The organism is Nitrincola tapanii (assembly GCF_008368715.1).
GTDB classification, from domain to species: Bacteria; Pseudomonadota; Gammaproteobacteria; order Pseudomonadales; family Balneatricaceae; genus Nitrincola; species Nitrincola tapanii.
Map to the genome: position 1 here is coordinate 20,837 of NZ_SMRS01000010.1, position 17,839 is coordinate 38,675.

At 50.3% G+C, this 17,839-nt stretch carries 16 protein-coding genes; 8 read left to right on the plus strand and 8 right to left on the minus strand.

Features of this window, described 5'->3' with window-relative positions:
• Positions 1 to 356: 356 nt before the first annotated feature.
• The 5 genes from pcnB (at position 357) to E1H14_RS12270 (ending at position 5,393) form a co-directional block, all read left to right on the plus strand.
• The gene (gene pcnB, locus E1H14_RS12250) at positions 357 to 1,817 is read left to right on the plus strand and encodes a polynucleotide adenylyltransferase PcnB (RefSeq protein ID WP_149391776.1); all 1,461 of its coding nucleotides are present in this window, start codon (positions 357 to 359) and stop codon (positions 1,815 to 1,817) included.
• Positions 1,818 to 1,837: 20 nt separating this feature from the next.
• Complete coding sequence (gene folK / locus E1H14_RS12255; protein ID WP_149391777.1) at positions 1,838 to 2,317, plus strand: 2-amino-4-hydroxy-6-hydroxymethyldihydropteridine diphosphokinase; 480 nt, start codon at positions 1,838 to 1,840, stop codon at positions 2,315 to 2,317.
• A gap of 41 nt (positions 2,318 to 2,358) precedes the next feature.
• The gene (panB, locus tag E1H14_RS12260) at positions 2,359 to 3,150 is read left to right on the plus strand and encodes a 3-methyl-2-oxobutanoate hydroxymethyltransferase (protein WP_149391778.1); all 792 of its coding nucleotides are present in this window, start codon (positions 2,359 to 2,361) and stop codon (positions 3,148 to 3,150) included.
• A 1-nt stretch (position 3,151) separates the two neighbouring features.
• The gene (gene panC, locus E1H14_RS12265) at positions 3,152 to 4,003 is read left to right on the plus strand and encodes a pantoate--beta-alanine ligase (RefSeq protein ID WP_149391779.1); all 852 of its coding nucleotides are present in this window, start codon (positions 3,152 to 3,154) and stop codon (positions 4,001 to 4,003) included.
• Positions 4,004 to 4,211: 208 nt separating this feature from the next.
• Entirely contained in the window at positions 4,212 to 5,393 is a 1,182-nt protein-coding gene (locus tag E1H14_RS12270) for an acetyl-CoA C-acetyltransferase (protein WP_149391780.1), read from the plus strand.
• Between the two features lie 148 nt (positions 5,394 to 5,541).
• Here the strand turns inward: E1H14_RS12270 and E1H14_RS12275 are convergent, their stop codons facing one another.
• Positions 5,542 to 6,402: a 6-carboxytetrahydropterin synthase gene (locus E1H14_RS12275; RefSeq protein WP_235017458.1), complete on the minus strand. Its 861-nt coding sequence runs from the start codon at positions 6,400 to 6,402 to the stop codon at positions 5,542 to 5,544.
• Between the two features lie 119 nt (positions 6,403 to 6,521).
• Between E1H14_RS12275 and rsuA the strand changes: the two genes are divergently transcribed.
• From rsuA to E1H14_RS12290, 3 genes are read left to right on the plus strand one after another with little or no spacing between them, the layout of a single operon-like run.
• A complete protein-coding gene (gene rsuA, locus E1H14_RS12280) occupies positions 6,522 to 7,238 on the plus strand; it encodes a 16S rRNA pseudouridine(516) synthase RsuA (protein WP_149391781.1) in 717 nt (238 codons plus the stop codon).
• Positions 7,225 to 8,262, plus strand: coding sequence for a methyltransferase (locus E1H14_RS12285; protein WP_149391782.1), 1,038 nt, complete (start codon positions 7,225 to 7,227; stop codon positions 8,260 to 8,262). Before rsuA ends, E1H14_RS12285 begins: the two co-directional genes overlap by 14 nt.
• A gap of 10 nt (positions 8,263 to 8,272) precedes the next feature.
• Positions 8,273 to 8,926 carry a YciC family protein gene (locus tag E1H14_RS12290; RefSeq protein ID WP_160142066.1) on the plus strand — a complete coding sequence of 218 codons (654 nt, stop codon included), beginning with the start codon at positions 8,273 to 8,275 and terminating at the stop codon, positions 8,924 to 8,926.
• An 85-nt stretch (positions 8,927 to 9,011) separates the two neighbouring features.
• Here E1H14_RS12290 and pnp read toward each other — a convergent pair whose 3' ends face one another.
• From pnp to rimP, 7 genes are all read right to left on the minus strand, one after another.
• Positions 9,012 to 11,117 carry a polyribonucleotide nucleotidyltransferase gene (pnp, locus tag E1H14_RS12295; RefSeq protein ID WP_149391784.1) on the minus strand — a complete coding sequence of 702 codons (2,106 nt, stop codon included), beginning with the start codon at positions 11,115 to 11,117 and terminating at the stop codon, positions 9,012 to 9,014.
• 179 nt (positions 11,118 to 11,296) lie between these two features.
• Complete coding sequence (rpsO, locus tag E1H14_RS12300; RefSeq protein WP_149391785.1) at positions 11,297 to 11,566, minus strand: 30S ribosomal protein S15; 270 nt, start codon at positions 11,564 to 11,566, stop codon at positions 11,297 to 11,299.
• Between the two features lie 112 nt (positions 11,567 to 11,678).
• The gene (truB, locus tag E1H14_RS12305) at positions 11,679 to 12,626 is read right to left on the minus strand and encodes a tRNA pseudouridine(55) synthase TruB (protein WP_149391786.1); all 948 of its coding nucleotides are present in this window, start codon (positions 12,624 to 12,626) and stop codon (positions 11,679 to 11,681) included.
• A gap of 4 nt (positions 12,627 to 12,630) precedes the next feature.
• Positions 12,631 to 13,035, minus strand: coding sequence for a 30S ribosome-binding factor RbfA (rbfA, locus tag E1H14_RS12310; RefSeq protein WP_149391787.1), 405 nt, complete (start codon positions 13,033 to 13,035; stop codon positions 12,631 to 12,633).
• Positions 13,036 to 13,044: 9 nt separating this feature from the next.
• Positions 13,045 to 15,558 carry a translation initiation factor IF-2 gene (infB, locus tag E1H14_RS12315; RefSeq protein WP_149391788.1) on the minus strand — a complete coding sequence of 838 codons (2,514 nt, stop codon included), beginning with the start codon at positions 15,556 to 15,558 and terminating at the stop codon, positions 13,045 to 13,047.
• 26 nt (positions 15,559 to 15,584) lie between these two features.
• Positions 15,585 to 17,075, minus strand: a complete 1,491-nt coding sequence (gene nusA / locus E1H14_RS12320) for a transcription termination factor NusA (protein ID WP_149391789.1) — start codon at positions 17,073 to 17,075, stop codon at positions 15,585 to 15,587.
• 31 nt (positions 17,076 to 17,106) lie between these two features.
• Complete coding sequence (rimP, locus tag E1H14_RS12325; RefSeq protein WP_149391790.1) at positions 17,107 to 17,562, minus strand: ribosome maturation factor RimP; 456 nt, start codon at positions 17,560 to 17,562, stop codon at positions 17,107 to 17,109.
• Positions 17,563 to 17,839 lie beyond the last annotated feature (277 nt).

The following is a 17,839-nucleotide window of genomic DNA, read 5'->3' on the forward strand; positions in this document are numbered from 1 at the left end:
CTGCTTTCTATTAGAGCAAGAATAATAACAAATCACTCTACGACAGCAGCAATAAAAATAATAACGCCGTCAACTGAAACACCTGCTTCAAATAAAAATAACAATGAAGCTTCGCTGAAAGCAAAGTAGCAACTCCACACACTCCCCACAGTGCTCGAACAATAACAAAATCTGTGATGCTACTTTGTTTTCAGCCACCCTACCTTGTTCATTCTCATCTTCTCTTTCTCATCCAGATTCAATCACAACCATCACTTAAGCCTCCTCTGTGATCAACGACTAACACTGCCGTGGACTTACTGGTATCATGCGCCTCTCTTAGCGCATGACATGACAGCCAGGAAGAATTTTTTCGCATGCACGATCTGTTTTTATTAGCTACTCTCATCCTATTGGTTCTGATCAGTGGCCTTTGGCTACTACGAGCGCCTAAGCTAAAAGCCGCCGCCCAACCGGAAGAACCAAGAAGCCTGGACATTTTATCGCTCGGTGAGCGTCGCATCATTCCCGAGTCCGAACATCAAATCCCTCGACGTCTACTTGATGACAATGCGATGAAAGTCGTTTATCGACTTCAAGATGCCGGATATGAAAGCTACCTCGTCGGCGGCTGTATTCGCGATCTTTTGCTCGGACAAGCACCCAAGGACTTTGATGTCGCGACCTCAGCCCATCCCGAGCAGGCCGTTGAGCTGTTTCACCGTGGCCGCTTAATTGGCCGTCGCTTTAAACTCCTGCATGTGCGTTTTGGTCGAGAACTCATTGAAGTCGCGACCTTTCGCGCCAGCCATGACTCAGATGACAACGAAGATGGCGAACATGGAAGACAAGCTGAATCAGGCCTGATACTGCGTGACAATGTGTATGGCAGCATCGAAGAAGATGCCCTGCGCCGTGACTTTACAGTGAATGCCCTCTATTACTGTGTACGTGATTACAGTATTCACGATTTTGCCAACGGTTACCCTGATCTTAAAAATCGCCAACTGCGCATGATTGGTGATCCAGAGCAACGCTATCGTGAAGACCCCGTGCGTATGCTGCGCGCCGCACGCTTTGCAGCCAAGCTCAGTTTTGAAATTGAAGAAAAAACGGCGGAGCCTATTCATCGCCTTGCCCCGCTCTTAGCACGCATCGCACCCGCACGCTTGTTTGATGAAGCGCTTAAGCTATTACAAACCGGACATGGCGCCGCTTCATTCCGCCAGATGCAACGCTTTGGTCTGTTCGTTTATCTTTTCCCGCTGACCCAACAACTACTCAACGACGAACACCCGCAAACGGAAGCCCTGATTCAACAGGTACTACGCAATACCGATCGTCGCTTAGAACAAGGCAAGAGTGTTACCCCTGCCTTTATGTTTGCCGCCTTACTCTGGTACCCGTTGGTTGAACGCTACCATCGTATTCTCGATGAAGAAGATCTTCCTCCACTGCAAGCGCTGCATGAAGCTGCCAACCAGATTCTCAGCAAACAAGTAAAAAGCACAGCAATTCCTAAGCGTTTCTCTGCCCCCATGCGCGAAATCTGGGAGCTGCAATTACGCTTGCCGCGCTATCGTGGACGACGTGCCGATCAACTGCTTGAGCATCCACGCTTCCGAGCTGCTTACGACCTGGTACTGCTACGCGAGTCCGCAGGCGAGGATCTCGACGGTCTTGGGCAATGGTGGACCGAATATCAACAGGCGAACCCTGTGCAGCGCTCGGAGTTACAACATGCGCCGAGCCCCAGCTATCCAACTGAAACGCGTGGCGATAAACCTAAACGCCGACGTCGGCGCAAGCCTAATCGTCGCCCTGCTGCCACTGAATAACGGACGCAAAGACGATTATCATGCGTTGTTTTATTGGACTTGGTAGTAATCTCGACAACCCGATTGAGCAGGTCAAACGAGCACTAGACGAGCTCGCTCAATTGCCTGACACGCAGCTGATTCAACACTCTGCGCTCTATCGTTCAGAGCCTGTTGGGCCAGCGGGGCAGCCGGATTATATCAATGCCGTAGCCGAGCTGAACACAGAATTGGATGCTGAGTGCTTACTGGATCACCTACAAGCACTGGAGCAGGCGCATCAGCGTGTGCGCTTGGAGCACTGGGGACCGCGCACCCTCGACCTGGACCTTTTACTCTATGGTCAAGAAACGATTGCAACAGCACGCCTCAGCGTGCCGCACCCCTGGATGACGCAACGCAGTTTTGTGCTCTACCCTCTGGCCGAAATTGCACCCGATCTTCAGCTACCGGATGGTAGCCTTCTCTCTTTTCACCTAGCGGATTGTCCAATGGGCAGCCCGGATCGCTTAGCGCTATAATGAGCGGCTAAACCTGCAGATAACCCTTGCTTGGAATGTCTATGAGTAACATCACACTGCATACCCTGACAGGTCTCAAACAGGCCGGAAAAAAATTCACGGTTCTGACGGCATATGACTCAACCTTTGCACATCTGATCAGTTCAGTGGGCATTGAAATGATTCTGGTCGGAGACTCCTTGGGTATGGTGCTCCAGGGTCAGCAAAGCACCCTGCCCGTGACACTGGAAGAGATGGTGTACCACACAACCAGTGTCGCTCGTGGCAACCAGGGCGCGATGATCATGGCCGACCTGCCCTTTATGTCTTATGCCACGCCCGAACAATGTATGGCGTCCTCTGCGCGTCTGATGCAGGCCGGCGCTCACCTAGTCAAACTAGAAGGCGGGAGCTGGTTAGCGGAAAGTATTCAGCTTTTAGCGGATCGCGGTGTTCCCGTGTGTGCACACCTGGGACTGACCCCACAAGCGGTGAACAAACTAGGCGGCTATCGTGTCCAGGGTAAAGACAAGGCATCTGCGTTGCAGATGATAGAAGATGCTCGCCAACTGGAAGAAGCAGGCGCTTCGATGCTGCTACTAGAATGCGTTCCCAGCCTACTCGGCGAAGAGATTACCCGCAATGTCAGCATACCTGTCATAGGGATCGGAGCGGGGCCGCATACCGATGCGCAGGTGTTGGTGCTACACGACATGCTGGGCATCACCCCAGGTCGTCGTCCTCGCTTCAGTCGTGACTTTATGCAGCAAGCCGTAAGTATTGAAGATGCGATTCGCCAATATGATGCTGCGGTTAAAGCGGTAACCTTCCCTAGCCCAGAAGAGAGTTTCTGAAATGCTGCAGACTCTGCACCAGATCCAAGCGCTGCGTGAACACTTAAAAGCTCACCGTCATGCCGGTGAAAAGATTGCTCTAGTCCCAACCATGGGCAACCTGCATTCTGGCCATATCACTCTGGTGAAAGAAGCGCTCAAGCACGCGGATATTGTGGTCACTAGTATCTTTGTGAACCCATTACAATTTGGGGTCAATGAGGATCTGGATAGTTATCCACGCACCCTCGCAGAGGATCAAGCCAAACTACTGGATGCGGGCTGCCACTATCTTTTTGCACCCTCTGATGCCGAAATGTACCCTCATGGGCGTGAGCTGCAAACGCGTGTTGAAGTACCAGGCTTATCGGATCTTTACTGTGGTCAAACCCGACCTGGGCATTTCAGCGGTGTTGCAACCGTTGTGTGCAAACTACTCAACATCGTACAACCGGATCTTGCACTATTTGGGGAAAAGGATTACCAGCAACTGCGGATTATCCGTACGCTGGTTCGTGATCTGAGTCTAGGCGTTGAAATTCAGGGGGTTCCCATCGTACGCGCAGAATCAGGTTTAGCCCTGAGTTCACGCAATGGTTATCTCTCTAATCAAGAGTTGGAACAGGCCCCTGCTCTTTATCAGACGCTGCTGAACTGTGCGGATCAACTATATCAAGGCGTAAAAGACTTTGCACACTTGCAAACTCAAGCCAAAGCACAACTCAGCGCCGCCGGATTTAAACCCGATTATTTTCATATTTTGCGCCAGCAGGATATGCAACCCGCCCACGCCGAAGATCAGCAACTGGTACTCATTGCCGCTGCGTATCTAGGTCCAGCACGTCTGATCGACAATCTCGAAGTTAATCTCTAACCGCCGTGAGCACGACATTAGTTTAAGGCTCTCCCGCTTGACAGCTGCCTCGAAATTCGCGCAGACTCAGGTCACTGCTCCTCATCTTTCACAGGACAGTGACCAAAAATAACAGTTAAGCACGCCCTATTTTTCCGTAGCTTCAGTGTCATTTTCTAACGGTAAAGTGATGGACGGCTTCTTATTCAGTTCAGTATGAGGAATACACATGCGCGAAGTTGTAATTGTAGCTGCTGGCAGAACTGCCGTAGGCGCATTTAATGGATCTTTGGCATCTCTGTCTGCCGCCACACTCGGCGCCACCGTTATTAAAGGCTTAATCGAAAAACACGCGATCAATCCTGCCGATGTAGACGAAGTGATTCTCGGCCAGGTACTCACCGCAGGCTGTGGTCAGAACCCTGCGCGCCAGGCTGTGATCAATGCGGGTTTACCGATTGAAGTACCGGCTATTACGATTAACAAGGTCTGTGGTTCAGGCCTGAAAGCCATCCAGATGGCTGTCCAAGCGATTCGTTGTGGTGATGCCGACATGATTATTGCTGGCGGTCAGGAAAGCATGTCCCAGTCTCCGCACATCCTGCCGAATTCACGTAATGGCGCGCGCATGGGTGACTGGAAAATGGTCGACTCGATGATCAATGATGGTCTCTGGGATGCGTTCAACAACTATCACATGGGCATCACCACTGAGAATATTGTTGAGAAATACGGCTTTACCCGTGAAGAACAAGATGCGTTCGCAAGCGCTTCACAGAATAAAGCTGAAGCCGCTGTGACCTCTGGTCGTTTTAAAGATGAAATCATTCCGGTTGTCATCCCACAGCGCAAAGGTGATCCTGTTGTCTTTGATACAGATGAGCAGCCTCGTTTTGGCTGTACTGAAGACGCTCTGGCCAAACTGCGCCCAGCTTTTAAGAAGGACGGTACCGTTACCGCTGGCAACAGCTCCACGATCAATGATGGTGCTGCCGCTGTAATCGTCTGCTCAGCTGAAAAAGCGGCGGCACTGGGATTAAAGCCTTTGGTACGCATTAAAGCCTACGCCTCAGCAGGGGTCGATCCAGCCATCATGGGTACTGGTCCTATCTGCGCCACACAAAATGCTTTGAAGAAAGCGGGCTGGACGGTTGATGATCTAGACCTGGTTGAAGCCAACGAAGCCTTTGCCGCTCAGGCCATGTCGGTCAACAAAGACTTGGGTTGGGATACCAGCAAGGTGAACGTCAATGGCGGCGCGATTGCGCTGGGTCATCCGATTGGTGCATCAGGATGCCGTATTTTTGTCTCTCTGGTACACGAAATGATCAAGCGTGATGCGAAAAAAGGCCTGGCAACCCTGTGTATCGGGGGCGGCATGGGAACCGCTTTAGCCGTAGAGCGTGACTAAGTACAAGACTTAGAATCTCTAGGCTTAACCGCCTAAACACGAAAAAGGTCGCGATCAAGCGACCTTTTTCATATCCTGCTGTGAGTCTTGGGCTCTAAACAAGCCTCCGACTTTGTGCCTCTTTACCCAAAAGCTTGCGCCCTAAAGACTAAGACGCTGTCTGCGTGATTGCGCCCTTACCTACCCCTTCATAAGCACGTACTTGCACCTGACTCTCTGGATACTCTAATTGGATCTGTTCCAGGAGGTGCTGCGCTATCTGCTCAACCGTAGACTCTGTCTCAATCACATAACAGTAACGCGCAGGCAAACTCAATTCGAACTCACCCTGTGGGGCGGTATAAGCATAATGATGCCAACTTTCATTTGAATCCGCTTGTAGGTGAGCACGGGTTCCGATGTAGATATCTGCAAAGGTTTGCGCCCAATACTGTTCTAGATCCTGACGACGTTTACCATCGACCCGGATCTGGACACGTGAGCGATGCCCATGGGCAATACGCTGACAATTTCCACCATGCTTTTGCAAGCCATGGCTATAGTGATAAAAAGCCCCTTCTATCTCTTCTGCCACAAAAGTGAGCTGCAAAGATTCCACTTGTTCGGGGAATAAAGCTAGAAGCTGAGCTTCACACCAAGCCGCCACGCCTTTTTGACTGATCTCCATCAGAGGCAAAACCGCAATCGCTTGTTGTGGTGCGCGACAAAACAAACGCTCACCACTCGGATAATGCCATTGCAGCTGAATCTCTCCATCCTGACGCGCAAGCTCGAGCGAATCCATCAAAGCAGGGACAACCAACATATGATCGAGATGGCTGTCCAACCATGCCTTAATGCGCTTTTTGACCACGCCAAAATCACAAATCATACCCTGATCATCCAGCTTGCCTTGGAGAATCAGCTGAGCCTCCCAAGACTCACCGACCAGACCTCGCTCTGGGTGTAGATAGGAAAAATCAACATGGGTCAAATTATCGACAAAGAGTTTCACAACAGCCTCATTCACTAATTAGTCCAAGCATTTTACCTGAAACTCTAACGAGTGACTGCCATTTCAAATGAAGATACCTCGCCCTCTAGCACTAGGCTATAATCGGGCATCTTTGCATTATCTTCTGGACTCTCATGCGTTTAGACAAGTATCTCGCCCAAGCCACCGGCCTCTCCCGTAAGGAAGTGAAGAAAAAAATTCATCAATTCTCCGTGAGTATTAACGGCACACCCGAAAGAGACGCGGGTTACCAGGTGAAAGATCAGGATCAAGTCAAACTGGAAGGTGATCTGGTCGCCTCTCCTGAAACACGCTATCTGATGTTTTATAAACCCCTAGACTGTGTCTGTGCCAATGATGATCCCACTCACCCTACCGTCTTCAGTTGGATCGATCTGCCGCGCGCCAATGAACTCCACATTGCCGGACGTCTGGATTTAGACGCAACGGGCCTGGTGTTATTAACCGATGATGGACAATGGGCACATAGAGTGACCTCACCGAAACACAAAACACACAAGGTCTACCATGTGTGTTTGGCAGAACACCTTGCTGCTGAAGCCGAAGAGCGCTTTACTCAAGGCTTCTTACTCGAAGGTGAAGTGAAAAGGACTAAACCGGCACGACTGCAACGTATTACTGAGCAGGAATGCCGTGTCACGATTTACGAAGGGCGTTATCACCAGGTAAAGCGCATGTTCGCGGCCTTAGGCAATCGGGTCACCGCCTTGCATCGAGAAAGTGTTGGCCAGATAAAGCTGGATGCAGAGCTCGAACCCGGCGAATATCGCTCTTTAACCCCACAGGAGATAGCTTCGGTTTTATCAGGAGCACAGCATGAACCAAGCTGATCTATGCAGCCCCCTACTAGACGCTTTAAAAGCCGATGTCGGGCGCTGTCTTTGGCTTTTAGATGAAAACAGCCCGAAGTTGGAAGCCCTACCTCCTGCAAGTCAACTTAGCTTAATCACCAATCGTTTTGATCTGTTTCAGCACTATCAAGCCTTAGGTGCACAAGTGCAGTTTACAGATTTTGATTTCACACCCTGGCAAACCGCCTCCTTGGATCGTATCGTCGCGATTGTTTCCAAAGAAAAAGCGCTTACGCACTATTGGATCAATCAAGCTGCCGAGTATCTTAAACCCGGCGGGGAGCTCATTTTATTTGGCGAAAAATCGGGCGGAATTAAAACCTACGCGCGCAAAGCCGCCACTTTACTCGGCTGCCCGGTGGAGCAAACAAAGTTGTTTGCAGAGACTTGGCGCCTAAATTTATACAAACAAGCATTGAGCAACAGCCTACTGGATGACCAAAACTATGCGCAGCTACGCTGGCTGGAACACCCAGAGCTGAATTATTTTGCCAAACCGGGCGTCTATGGCTGGCAAAAAATTGATGCCGGCAGCGCCTTTCTCATGCAGACACTCGCCGACCAACTCCCGCTGAAAGGGCGTGTGTTAGATCTCGGCTGTGGCTTTGGTTATTTATCTTTAAAAGCCGCGGGGCCTGACACTCTTTTATGCTGCACCGATAATAATGCGGCTGCATTAAGTGCCTGTCAGGCGAATATCGATCACTACCAGTTACAGGGCGAAGTGATTGCTACCAATGCCGGTGCAGGGATCACACCCGGTTTTGACTACTTACTCTGCAACCCTCCCTTCCATACCGGTTTTGCGACACGCAGCGATCTCACGGAACGCTTTGTTCGAGCGGCTGCACAGCTTTTAGACGCACAAGGCGATGCTTTTTTTGTTGTGAACCTGCATATCGGTTTAGAAACACGCGCAAAAAACTATTTCCAAAAAGTTGATGTGTTGGCCAATAACGGTCATTTCAAACTGATCCACCTTCGCCAGCCGAAAAACCCATAGGATGATTTTCATGACCCAGGAATATCTACGCCAAGCTTTTTTCTTTTTCCGTAGCCATTTCAAAACGCTTGCAGCCATTCAACTGCCCTTTCTGATCACTCTGGCGCTCTTAAGTGCGGCGCTGCAAAGCTCTATCGATCCCGACACCTCGAATAGCGGTGCATTGATCTATATCGGCTTACTGGAGCTTGCCTGTTTGCCGCTGTATTGGGGTGCCACTATTTTCTATATGCAATCCGTTCTCGATGGCAAACCCCTAAGCCCGATCACCGCACTGAGTCTAGCCCTGTCGAGCTGGGGAAGACTCTTATTCACCTATATTCTGAATGCACTGGCTGTCGCACTTGGGCTGCTACTATTAATCGTGCCTGGAGTTTATGCGGGAGTACGTTTAGCCTTTGCAGACTATATCTGTGTTTTGGAAGGCAAACGCCCGATGGAGGCCTTAAAAAGCAGCTGGAAAGAGAGTGATCTCTATTTCTGGCTGTTGCTAAAAGGGTTTTTAGTGATTTTTGCCGGTCTGTTTTTGGCGCAGATGCTGATTAGTCAGTTAGTGAGTGCGATGCCTGTGCAGATGCTACTGACCCTTGTGGTTGAGTTTGTCAGTGTCTTAATCACCATCTACGGCTTTAGAATTTTTTGCTTGATGCGTGATGAACGCTAAGCTCGAAGCCTAGATAGATATAAAAAAACCTGCCGAAGCAGGTTTTTTTATGGGTAGGCCTTCTAGAAGAAGGCCCTGCTGTAACTTAACCTACAGATTCATCTTCCTGCAGATCTTTCATCGACAGCTTGATACGACCACGAACATCGACGTCGAGCACTTTAACCTTCACCACATCCCCCATGTTGATATGATCGGTCACGGCTTTAACGCGCTCGTTGGCAATTTGTGAAATATGTACCAGGCCATCTTTGCCTGGCAGGATATTCACGAATGCACCGAACTCTTCGAGACGTACCACCTTGCCTTCATAGATCTTACCGACTTCCGCTTCAGCCGTAATCGCTAACACACGCTCGATCGCTTTTTGAGCAGCAGGCTTACTGTCCGCATAAATACGCACTGTGCCATCATCTTCAATATCGATCGCAGCACCGGTTTCTTCCGTTAAAGCACGGATGGTTGCGCCACCTTTACCAATCAGATCACGGATTTTCTCTGGATTTACCTTCAACTGAGTCATCGCAGGCGCATTGTCTGGCAGCTCAGGACGGCTGTAACCGATCACCTTAGCCATTTCACGCAAGATGTGACGACGTGCGTCCAGCGCCTGCTCTAAGGCTTTCTCCATGATCTCTTCGGTAATACCGGTGATCTTGATATCCATCTGCAGTGCCGTTACACCTTTCTCTGTTCCGGCCACTTTGAAATCCATATCACCAAGGTGATCTTCATCACCCAGGATGTCGGTTAGAACGGCAAAACGCTCACCTTCCTTCACCAAGCCCATCGCAATACCCGCTACCGGTGCTTTTAGAGGGACACCGGCATCCATCAACGCCAGTGAAGCACCGCAGACGGAAGCCATAGAGCTGGAACCGTTTGATTCCGTAATTTCTGAAACCACACGAATGGTATAAGGAAACTCATCGGCTGTTGGCAGAACTGCCTGAACACCACGACGCGCCAGACGGCCATGACCGATTTCACGACGCCCAGGGCCTGCCATACGACCGGCTTCACCAACAGAATAAGAAGGGAAGTTGTACTGCAGCATAAAGGCATCTTTACGCTCACCTTCCAAAGCATCAATGATCTGCATGTCACGTGTCGTACCCAGGGTACAGGTCACAATCGACTGAGTTTCACCACGCGTGAACAATGACGAACCATGTACACTTTTCAGTACATCAATTTCCACGCTGATCGGACGTACTGTTTTGGTATCACGACCATCAATACGCGGCTGACCATCTAGAATACGACCACGTACCGTTTCTTTTTCCAAAGAACCAAAAACTTTCTTCACTTCCTCAGCAGTCGCTGCCGACTCAGCGCCATTAACCAGGACTTGCACGACTTCATCGCGTAAAGCACGCACCTGATCCTGACGCTGAACCTTATCCGCAACCTGGTAAGCCTGGGCTAAACGCTGCCCCAAAACTTCACTGACCTGCGCAGTCAACGCTTCATTTTTTGCAACCGGTGCCCAATCCCAAGTGGGCTTGCCCGCTTCCGCAGCGAACGCCTTAATCGCTTCAATGACAACCTGCATCTCTTGGTGTGCAAAGAGCACGGCGCCGAGCATCTCATCTTCGGTCAGCTCTTTCGCTTCAGATTCCACCATGAGCACGGCGTCCTGAGTACCCGCAACCACCATGTCCAATTCGGATTTAGCCAGCGCAGCATAATTCGGGTTAAGTAGATAACCCTGATCTTCATTGAAACCTACACGCGCAGCACCAATCGGCCCCATAAACGGAATACCGGATACCGCCAGCGCTGCTGATGTACCGATCATGGCCGCAATATCGGGATCGGTCGTTTTATCCGACGACATCACCTGACACACGACCTGGACTTCGTTCATGAAACCCTTCGGGAAGAGTGGACGAATCGGACGATCGATCAAACGTGATGTCAGCGTTTCTTTTTCAGTGGGACGCGCTTCACGCTTGAAGAAACCACCGGGGATACGACCCACGGCATAGTATTTTTCCTGGTAATGAACAGAAAGCGGGAAGAAGTCCTGACCTTCTTTGGCTTCTTTCACGCCGACAACAGTACACAAAACCTGGGTTTTTTCACCCATAGTGACCAAAACAGCACCGGTTGCTTGACGTGCTACCTTGCCGGTTTCTAGCGTAACCGTCTGCTGGCCATATTGAAAAGTTTTCGTAAATGCTTGCACAAATCACTCCTTGTTTAACAAAGAATCAGTCCTGCTGCTTCACGTCATGCCTGTCTTGTTGCCAGTACTCAAGTGCAGACTTCAACAATCCACATTTGAGTACGGGCCGGATGATCGTTTACAGCTCGGTACTGAAAAAGAAAAAGGGCCATACAGAGTATGGCCCCGATAACACTGAATTAGCGACGCAGACCCAAACGGCCGATCAGCGCAAGGTAACGATCAGCATCTTTACCCTTCAGGTAATCCAGCAGCTTACGACGCTGGTTAACCATACGGATCAAACCACGACGTGAGTGGTGGTCCTGCTTGTTTGCCTTGAAATGTCCTTGCAGACCTTCGATGTTTGCAGTCAAAAGTGCCACCTGAACTTCTGGAGAACCGGTATCACCTTCAGCACGCGCAAAGTCTGCAACAATTTTCGCTTTCTGTTCAGCACTTAAAGCCATTTTTAACTCCTTTAGAATATGCTCACAACCTAAGGGTTGTTGTTAAGAGACGCGCACAACCGAGCATATTTCCAGTTGTGCGTCGGTTCAGGGAGACTCCCCTGATTTGGACTCAGGCAGAACGGATTAAACGCTTGCCTTTGAGAATTCCAGCCTCGTTGGTTTCACCCAAACCGAGAAAAGCACCTGTTGCTTGTGCAAAAAGACGCCACTCTTGAGAAGGCGCGACACCCTCGTCTAAGCGTAAACGCCGACCTTGTAAAATGAACGCTGCCGCCTCTTCTTCAAGGCGTAGTTCCGGCAGCTCAGCAATAGCACTCCAGGGCGGTAATAATAACTGATCAAGGTGATTTTGTATGCACTGGGGATCATCTGGAAGCGCTTGCAGCTCCGCTTCCAAAGCCTCTAAAGAGCGCATCTGCGCCGCATGATATTGCCCCGTACGAATACGATGCAAGCGCTGAACGTGCGCACCACACCCTAGCAACATGCCTAAATCTTCGACAATGCTGCGGATATAAGTTCCTTTTGAACAGAACACGCGCAAGTCGATTTCGTCAGCACGCAGAGCAAGCAACTCAATCTCATAGATCTGCACACGCCGTGGTTTCACTTCAACTTCGATACCCTTGCGTGCCAACTTATAGAGCGGCTGCCCTTGGTGTTTTAAAGCTGAATACATAGACGGCACCTGCTCGATTTCACCGAGAAAGTGGCGGCGTAACAGATCTTCAATCTGTGCCGAGGTCAAATCCATGGGGACAGGCTTCTCTTCCACTACCTCACCATCTGCATCACTCGTGCGCGTGCGTATACCGAGTTTAGCGGTCGTAAAATATTCCTTATCGGCATCTAAAAGATACTGGGAAAACTTTGTCGCTTCACCAAAGCAGATCGGCAGAAGGCCGGTCGCGAGTGGATCTAAAGCTCCGGTATGACCCGCTTTTTCAGCCATATACAAACGCTTAAGCTGTTGTAAGGCTTTATTCGACGAGACACCAGGGGCTTTATCCAAGAGAAAAACGCCGTCCAGTGGACGGCCTTTTGTTTTCAGCGACAAGATCTTACTCCTGCTCGTCTGCACTGCCTTCCGCACGAGTTTCCTCTTGCTGATAGGCCTTTTCAATCAAGCTATGCAGATGACGCCCACGCTCAATGCTGGCATCAAAATGAAAGCGTAGTTGTGGCATCACACGCAGCTTAATGCCGCGTGCTAGCTCATGACGCAAAAAACCAGCGGCATTGTTCAACACAGAGAGGGACGATTTCACCGCCTCCTCCTGTGTTTGCTCTCCAATCGGCATCACCGTGAGGTAGATATCCGCATAGCCCAGATCTTTGCTAATTTTGACGTAACTCAAGGTCACCATACCGAGACGGGGATCCTTGATTTCACGCTGAATGAGGACCGCCAGATCACGCTGGAACTGGTCGGCCACTCGATCGGTTCGTTTAAACTCGCGAGCCATACTTCTCCGTTACAGGGTACGCTGGACTTCAATTGTGTCGAAGACTTCGATCTGGTCTCCAACGCGAACATCGTTGTAGTTCTTCACGCCAATACCGCACTCCATGCCATGACGCACTTCCGCAACAGCATCTTTAAAGCGACGCAGAGACTCCAACTCACCTTCATAAATCACGACGTTATCACGCAGAACGCGAATGCGTTTATTGCGGTAAACCGTGCCCTCGGTCACCATACAGCCGGCGATTTGACCAAGTTTTGGTGAACGGAAGACATCACGCACTTCGGCGATACCTACGATCTCTTCTTTATATTCTGGTGCCAACAGACCGCTCATAGCCTGTTTAACGTCATTGATAATGTCATAGATGACACTGTAATAACGCAACTCTAGCTCTTCGCGCTCGACAATAGCCTTCGCTTGATTGTCGGCACGAACGTTAAAGCCAATCAGAATCGCGGAAGAAGCCAATGCCAGGTTTGCATCGGTTTCACCAAAACCACCAATACCGCTGGAAACAATATTCACCTTCACTTCATCGGTCGACAGCTCTTCCAGAGACTGGGTCAGCGCTTCCAGTGAACCACGTACGTCTGCTTTCAGCACGATATTCAGAGACTTAACATCTCCGGCCTGCATATTGGCGAACAGGTTCTCAAGCTTAGCTTTCTGCTGACGCGCCAACTTCACTTCACGGAACTTGCCTTGACGGAAGAGTGCCACTTCACGCGCCTTCTTCTCAGTCGAGACCACGGTGAACTCATCACCGGCATCCGGAGTGCCATCCAGACCCAAAATTTCAACTGGAATCGCTGGCCCCGCCTCTTCTACCGGCTGACCATTTTCATCCAACATGGCGCGGACACGACCATAGTTCAGACCCGCCAGAACAATATCACCTTTACGCAGGGTACCGTTCTGAACCAAGAGAGTAGAAACCGAACCACGACCTTTATCCAGGCGAGACTCCACTACCACGCCGGTAGCCGGCATATCCGGTACAGCGGTTAGCTCCAGGACTTCGGCCTGCAGAAGCACGGCATCCAACAGAGCATCAATGCCTTCACCTGTCTTCGCTGAGACATGGACAAACTGGACATCACCGCCCCATTCTTCCGAAATCACATCACGCTGTGCCAGCTCACTGCGCACGCGCTCAGGATCGGCTTCATGTTTATCAATTTTATTGACCGCAACCACCAGCGGAACATTTGCAGCCTTAGCATGCTGAACCGCTTCTTCGGTCTGTGGCATCACACCATCGTCTGCGGCAACCACCAGAATGACGATGTCCGTCAATTTAGCACCACGGGCACGCATCGCGGTGAACGCGGCATGGCCCGGAGTATCCAAAAAGGTCACCATGCCATTTTCAGTTTCTACATGGTAAGCACCGATGTGCTGGGTAATCCCGCCCGACTCACCCGCAGCCACCTTGGTTTCACGAATATAATCAAGCAATGAGGTTTTACCATGGTCGACGTGACCCATGACTGTCACAACCGGAGCACGTGTACGCGCTTCACCCTTATGGGCCTGCAAGCTTTCGAGCAGGGCATCTTCAACTGCATTTTCTTGCAGAGCGACTGCCTTATGGCCCATCTCTTCCACAACAAGAATCGCCGTATCCTGATCCAGGACCTGGTTGATCGTGGCCATGGCACCCATTTTAAACATCACCTTGATGACTTCAGCTGCTTTCACTGACATTTTCTTGGCCAGATCTGCCACGGTGATGCTTTCCGGGATGCTCACGTCGTGAATCACCGGCGCTGTAGGCTTCTCAAACGCATGCTGATTCACCGCACGACCTTTACCTGCCGCACGTTTAGGGCTCTTGCCAGGACGACGGGTACCACGTGGCCCCTCTTCTTCCAGAGTGACTTTACGACCTGCTACCACCGGCTTGCCACCACGACGCGGAGCTTCTTCTTCATCACGACCACGCGGTGCACGATGCTCTTTAGCACGTGGCGCGGGTTTTTTATCTTTACGTGCCTGAGTGTCTTCACTTACCGGTACAGCAACCTCTGGCACAAGCACGTCTACTGCGGGCTCAGCAGCTACTGCCGTCTCTTGTACCTGAGCAGCCTTCTCCTGGACTATTTCTGACACGTCAGGTGTCACAACCTCAGCCGTGACCACCACGTCAGCCACAGGTGCCACAGACACCTCTTCGGTAACTTCTTCAATGACGGGTGTCAGGGTTTCCAGCTCTTCGCGCTTCACGTAGGTGCGTTTTTTACGCACTTCGACATTCACGGTCTTACGCTTTCCGGATGCTCCGGCCACCTTAAGCTGGGAGGTGGTTTTACGTTTTAAGGTGATACGTTTAGGCTCTGTAACAGCACCTTCTTCACCATGCGCTTTTTTCAAATGCGCAAGAAGGTTCTGACGTTCGGTATCGGTAACATTTGATGTTTCGGTTTTGCCTGAAATTCCGGCATCCTGCATCTGCTTGAGCAAACGCTCAACGGATACACCAACCACATCGGCAAGTTGTTTAACGGTGACTTCTGCCATAAATGGGTTCCTCTTCTCCGTTGATATTACTGATTTTCTGCAAACCAGGGTGCGCGGGCAGTCATAATTAACTCAGCAGCGCGGGTTTCATCTAGACCTTCAATACCAACCAAATCATCAATTGACTGCTCAGCAAGATCTTCCATAGTCACTATGCCTTTGGCGGCTAGATGGAATGCCAAAGAACGCTCCATACCTTCCATCGACAACAAATCTTCAGCCGGCTCGACCTCGTCTAACTGCTCTTCGTTGGCGATCGCCAAATTCAACAAGGCGTCTTTTGCACGAGTACGCAGAGTTTCAACGATCTCTTCGTCAAACCCCTCGATTTCGAGCATCTCATCTTCAGGTACATAAGCCACTTCTTCCAGTGAAGTGAAACCTTCATCCACCAGAACTTGTGCCAGCTCTTCATCGATATCCAGGTGCGTAATAAAGGCTTGCATCACGCGACCGACTTCTGACTGATGCTTCGCCTGAGCTTCAGACTCACTCATCACGTTCAACTTCCAGCCTGTCATTTCACCGGCTAGACGTACGTTTTGGCCATTACGACCAATTGCTTGTGCTAGGGCATCTTCAGCAACCGCAACATCCATCGAGTGGCTATCTTCATCAATAATGATCGAAGCGACTTCAGCCGGTGCCATCGCATTGATGACTAACTGAGCCGGATTGTCGTCCCAGAGAACGATATCCACACGCTCGCCACCCAGCTCATTGGAGACTGCCTGAACGCGAGAACCGCGCATGCCGACACAGGCACCTACTGGATCAATACGACCATCATTGGTTTTCACGGCGATTTTGGCACGCGACCCTGGGTCACGTGCCGCAGCACGAATCTCAATCACTTCTTCAGCAATTTCAGGGACCTCTAAGCGAAAGAGTTCGATCAACATCGCCGGACTGGTCCGGCTCAAAATCAACTGAGGCCCACGCCCTTCAGCGCGGACTTCATCCAACACAGCTCGCACACGATCGCCCATACGGAAGTTTTCGCGTGGCAACAGGTGTTCACGTGGCAATAAGGCTTCGGCGTTATTACCCAGATCGATAATGACATTATCGCGTGTCACTTTTTTCACTGTACCGGCAATCAGCTCACCCTGACGATCACGATACTGATCAACGACTTTGGCACGCTCAGCTTCGCGTACCTTTTGTACGATGACCTGTTTTGCCGTTTGTGCCGCAATACGACCAAAAGCAACAGACTCAATCTGCTCTTCGTGGATGTCGCCTGGCTGCAGGGATGGGTTAATCTCATGCGCTTCTTCTAGGGTCAACTCTGTACCCAAGAGTGGCACGGCATCATTATCAACCACAGCCCAACGCCGGTAAGTTTCATAATCTCCCGTTTGACGATCAATCACCACATAGACATCGGCTTCTTCGTCAAAACGCTTCTTTGTTGCTGTCGCCAGCGCCACCTCAATGGCTTCAAAAATGACGCCCTTAGGTACGTCTTTTTCGTTCGAAACTGCCTCAGCAACCAGCAATATTTCTTTATTCATTTTGTGTTTCACCTAAAAACTGATCATTCGATTAAAACTGGGGCACCACATTGGCCTTGTCGATATAGTCCAATGGCAACAAGTATTCCTGATCATCCACAACTAGAAGGACATCTTCGCCTTCCACTCCATTGAGAATGCCTTTAAAACGGCGGCGACCTTCATAAGGAACACGCAACCGCAGTTGGATGGTGTGGCCTGCATAGGCCGCAAACTGTTCAAGAGTATAGAGAGGTCGATCCATGCCTGGAGAGGACACCTCCAACATATAGTGTTCTTTAATGGGGTCCTCGACATCCAATACCCCACTGACCTGATGACTCACACGTGCGCAATCATCCACACTGATGCCTGCTTCGGAATCAATAAATACACGCAAGGTGCTATTTTTACCTGCGGCCTGGAACTCAACGCCCCACAGCTCAAAGCCAAGCGCCTGCACAATCGGTGTGATCAGGGATTCCAATTCTTTTAACTTTGCCGACACTCTAACCTCTCATTTCTAGGCCATCCAAACAAAAAATGGGTCTCTCTAGGACCCATTTCTGACAGGCATAACCTGTAAAAACCACCTACGAAAAAGCCCCTAAATGAGGGGCTTTAACATGAACACCTAGTGTATTCGACTAGATGCCTTAAAACGGTCCGACAACTTAAGACTGATGAACTACTAATATGATAGCAGTTGCCAAAGCTTCTAAGCAAGCAACCTCATCGATCAGACTAAGTTCAGACTTTAGGAAATATAGATCTAGCCAGGCTTG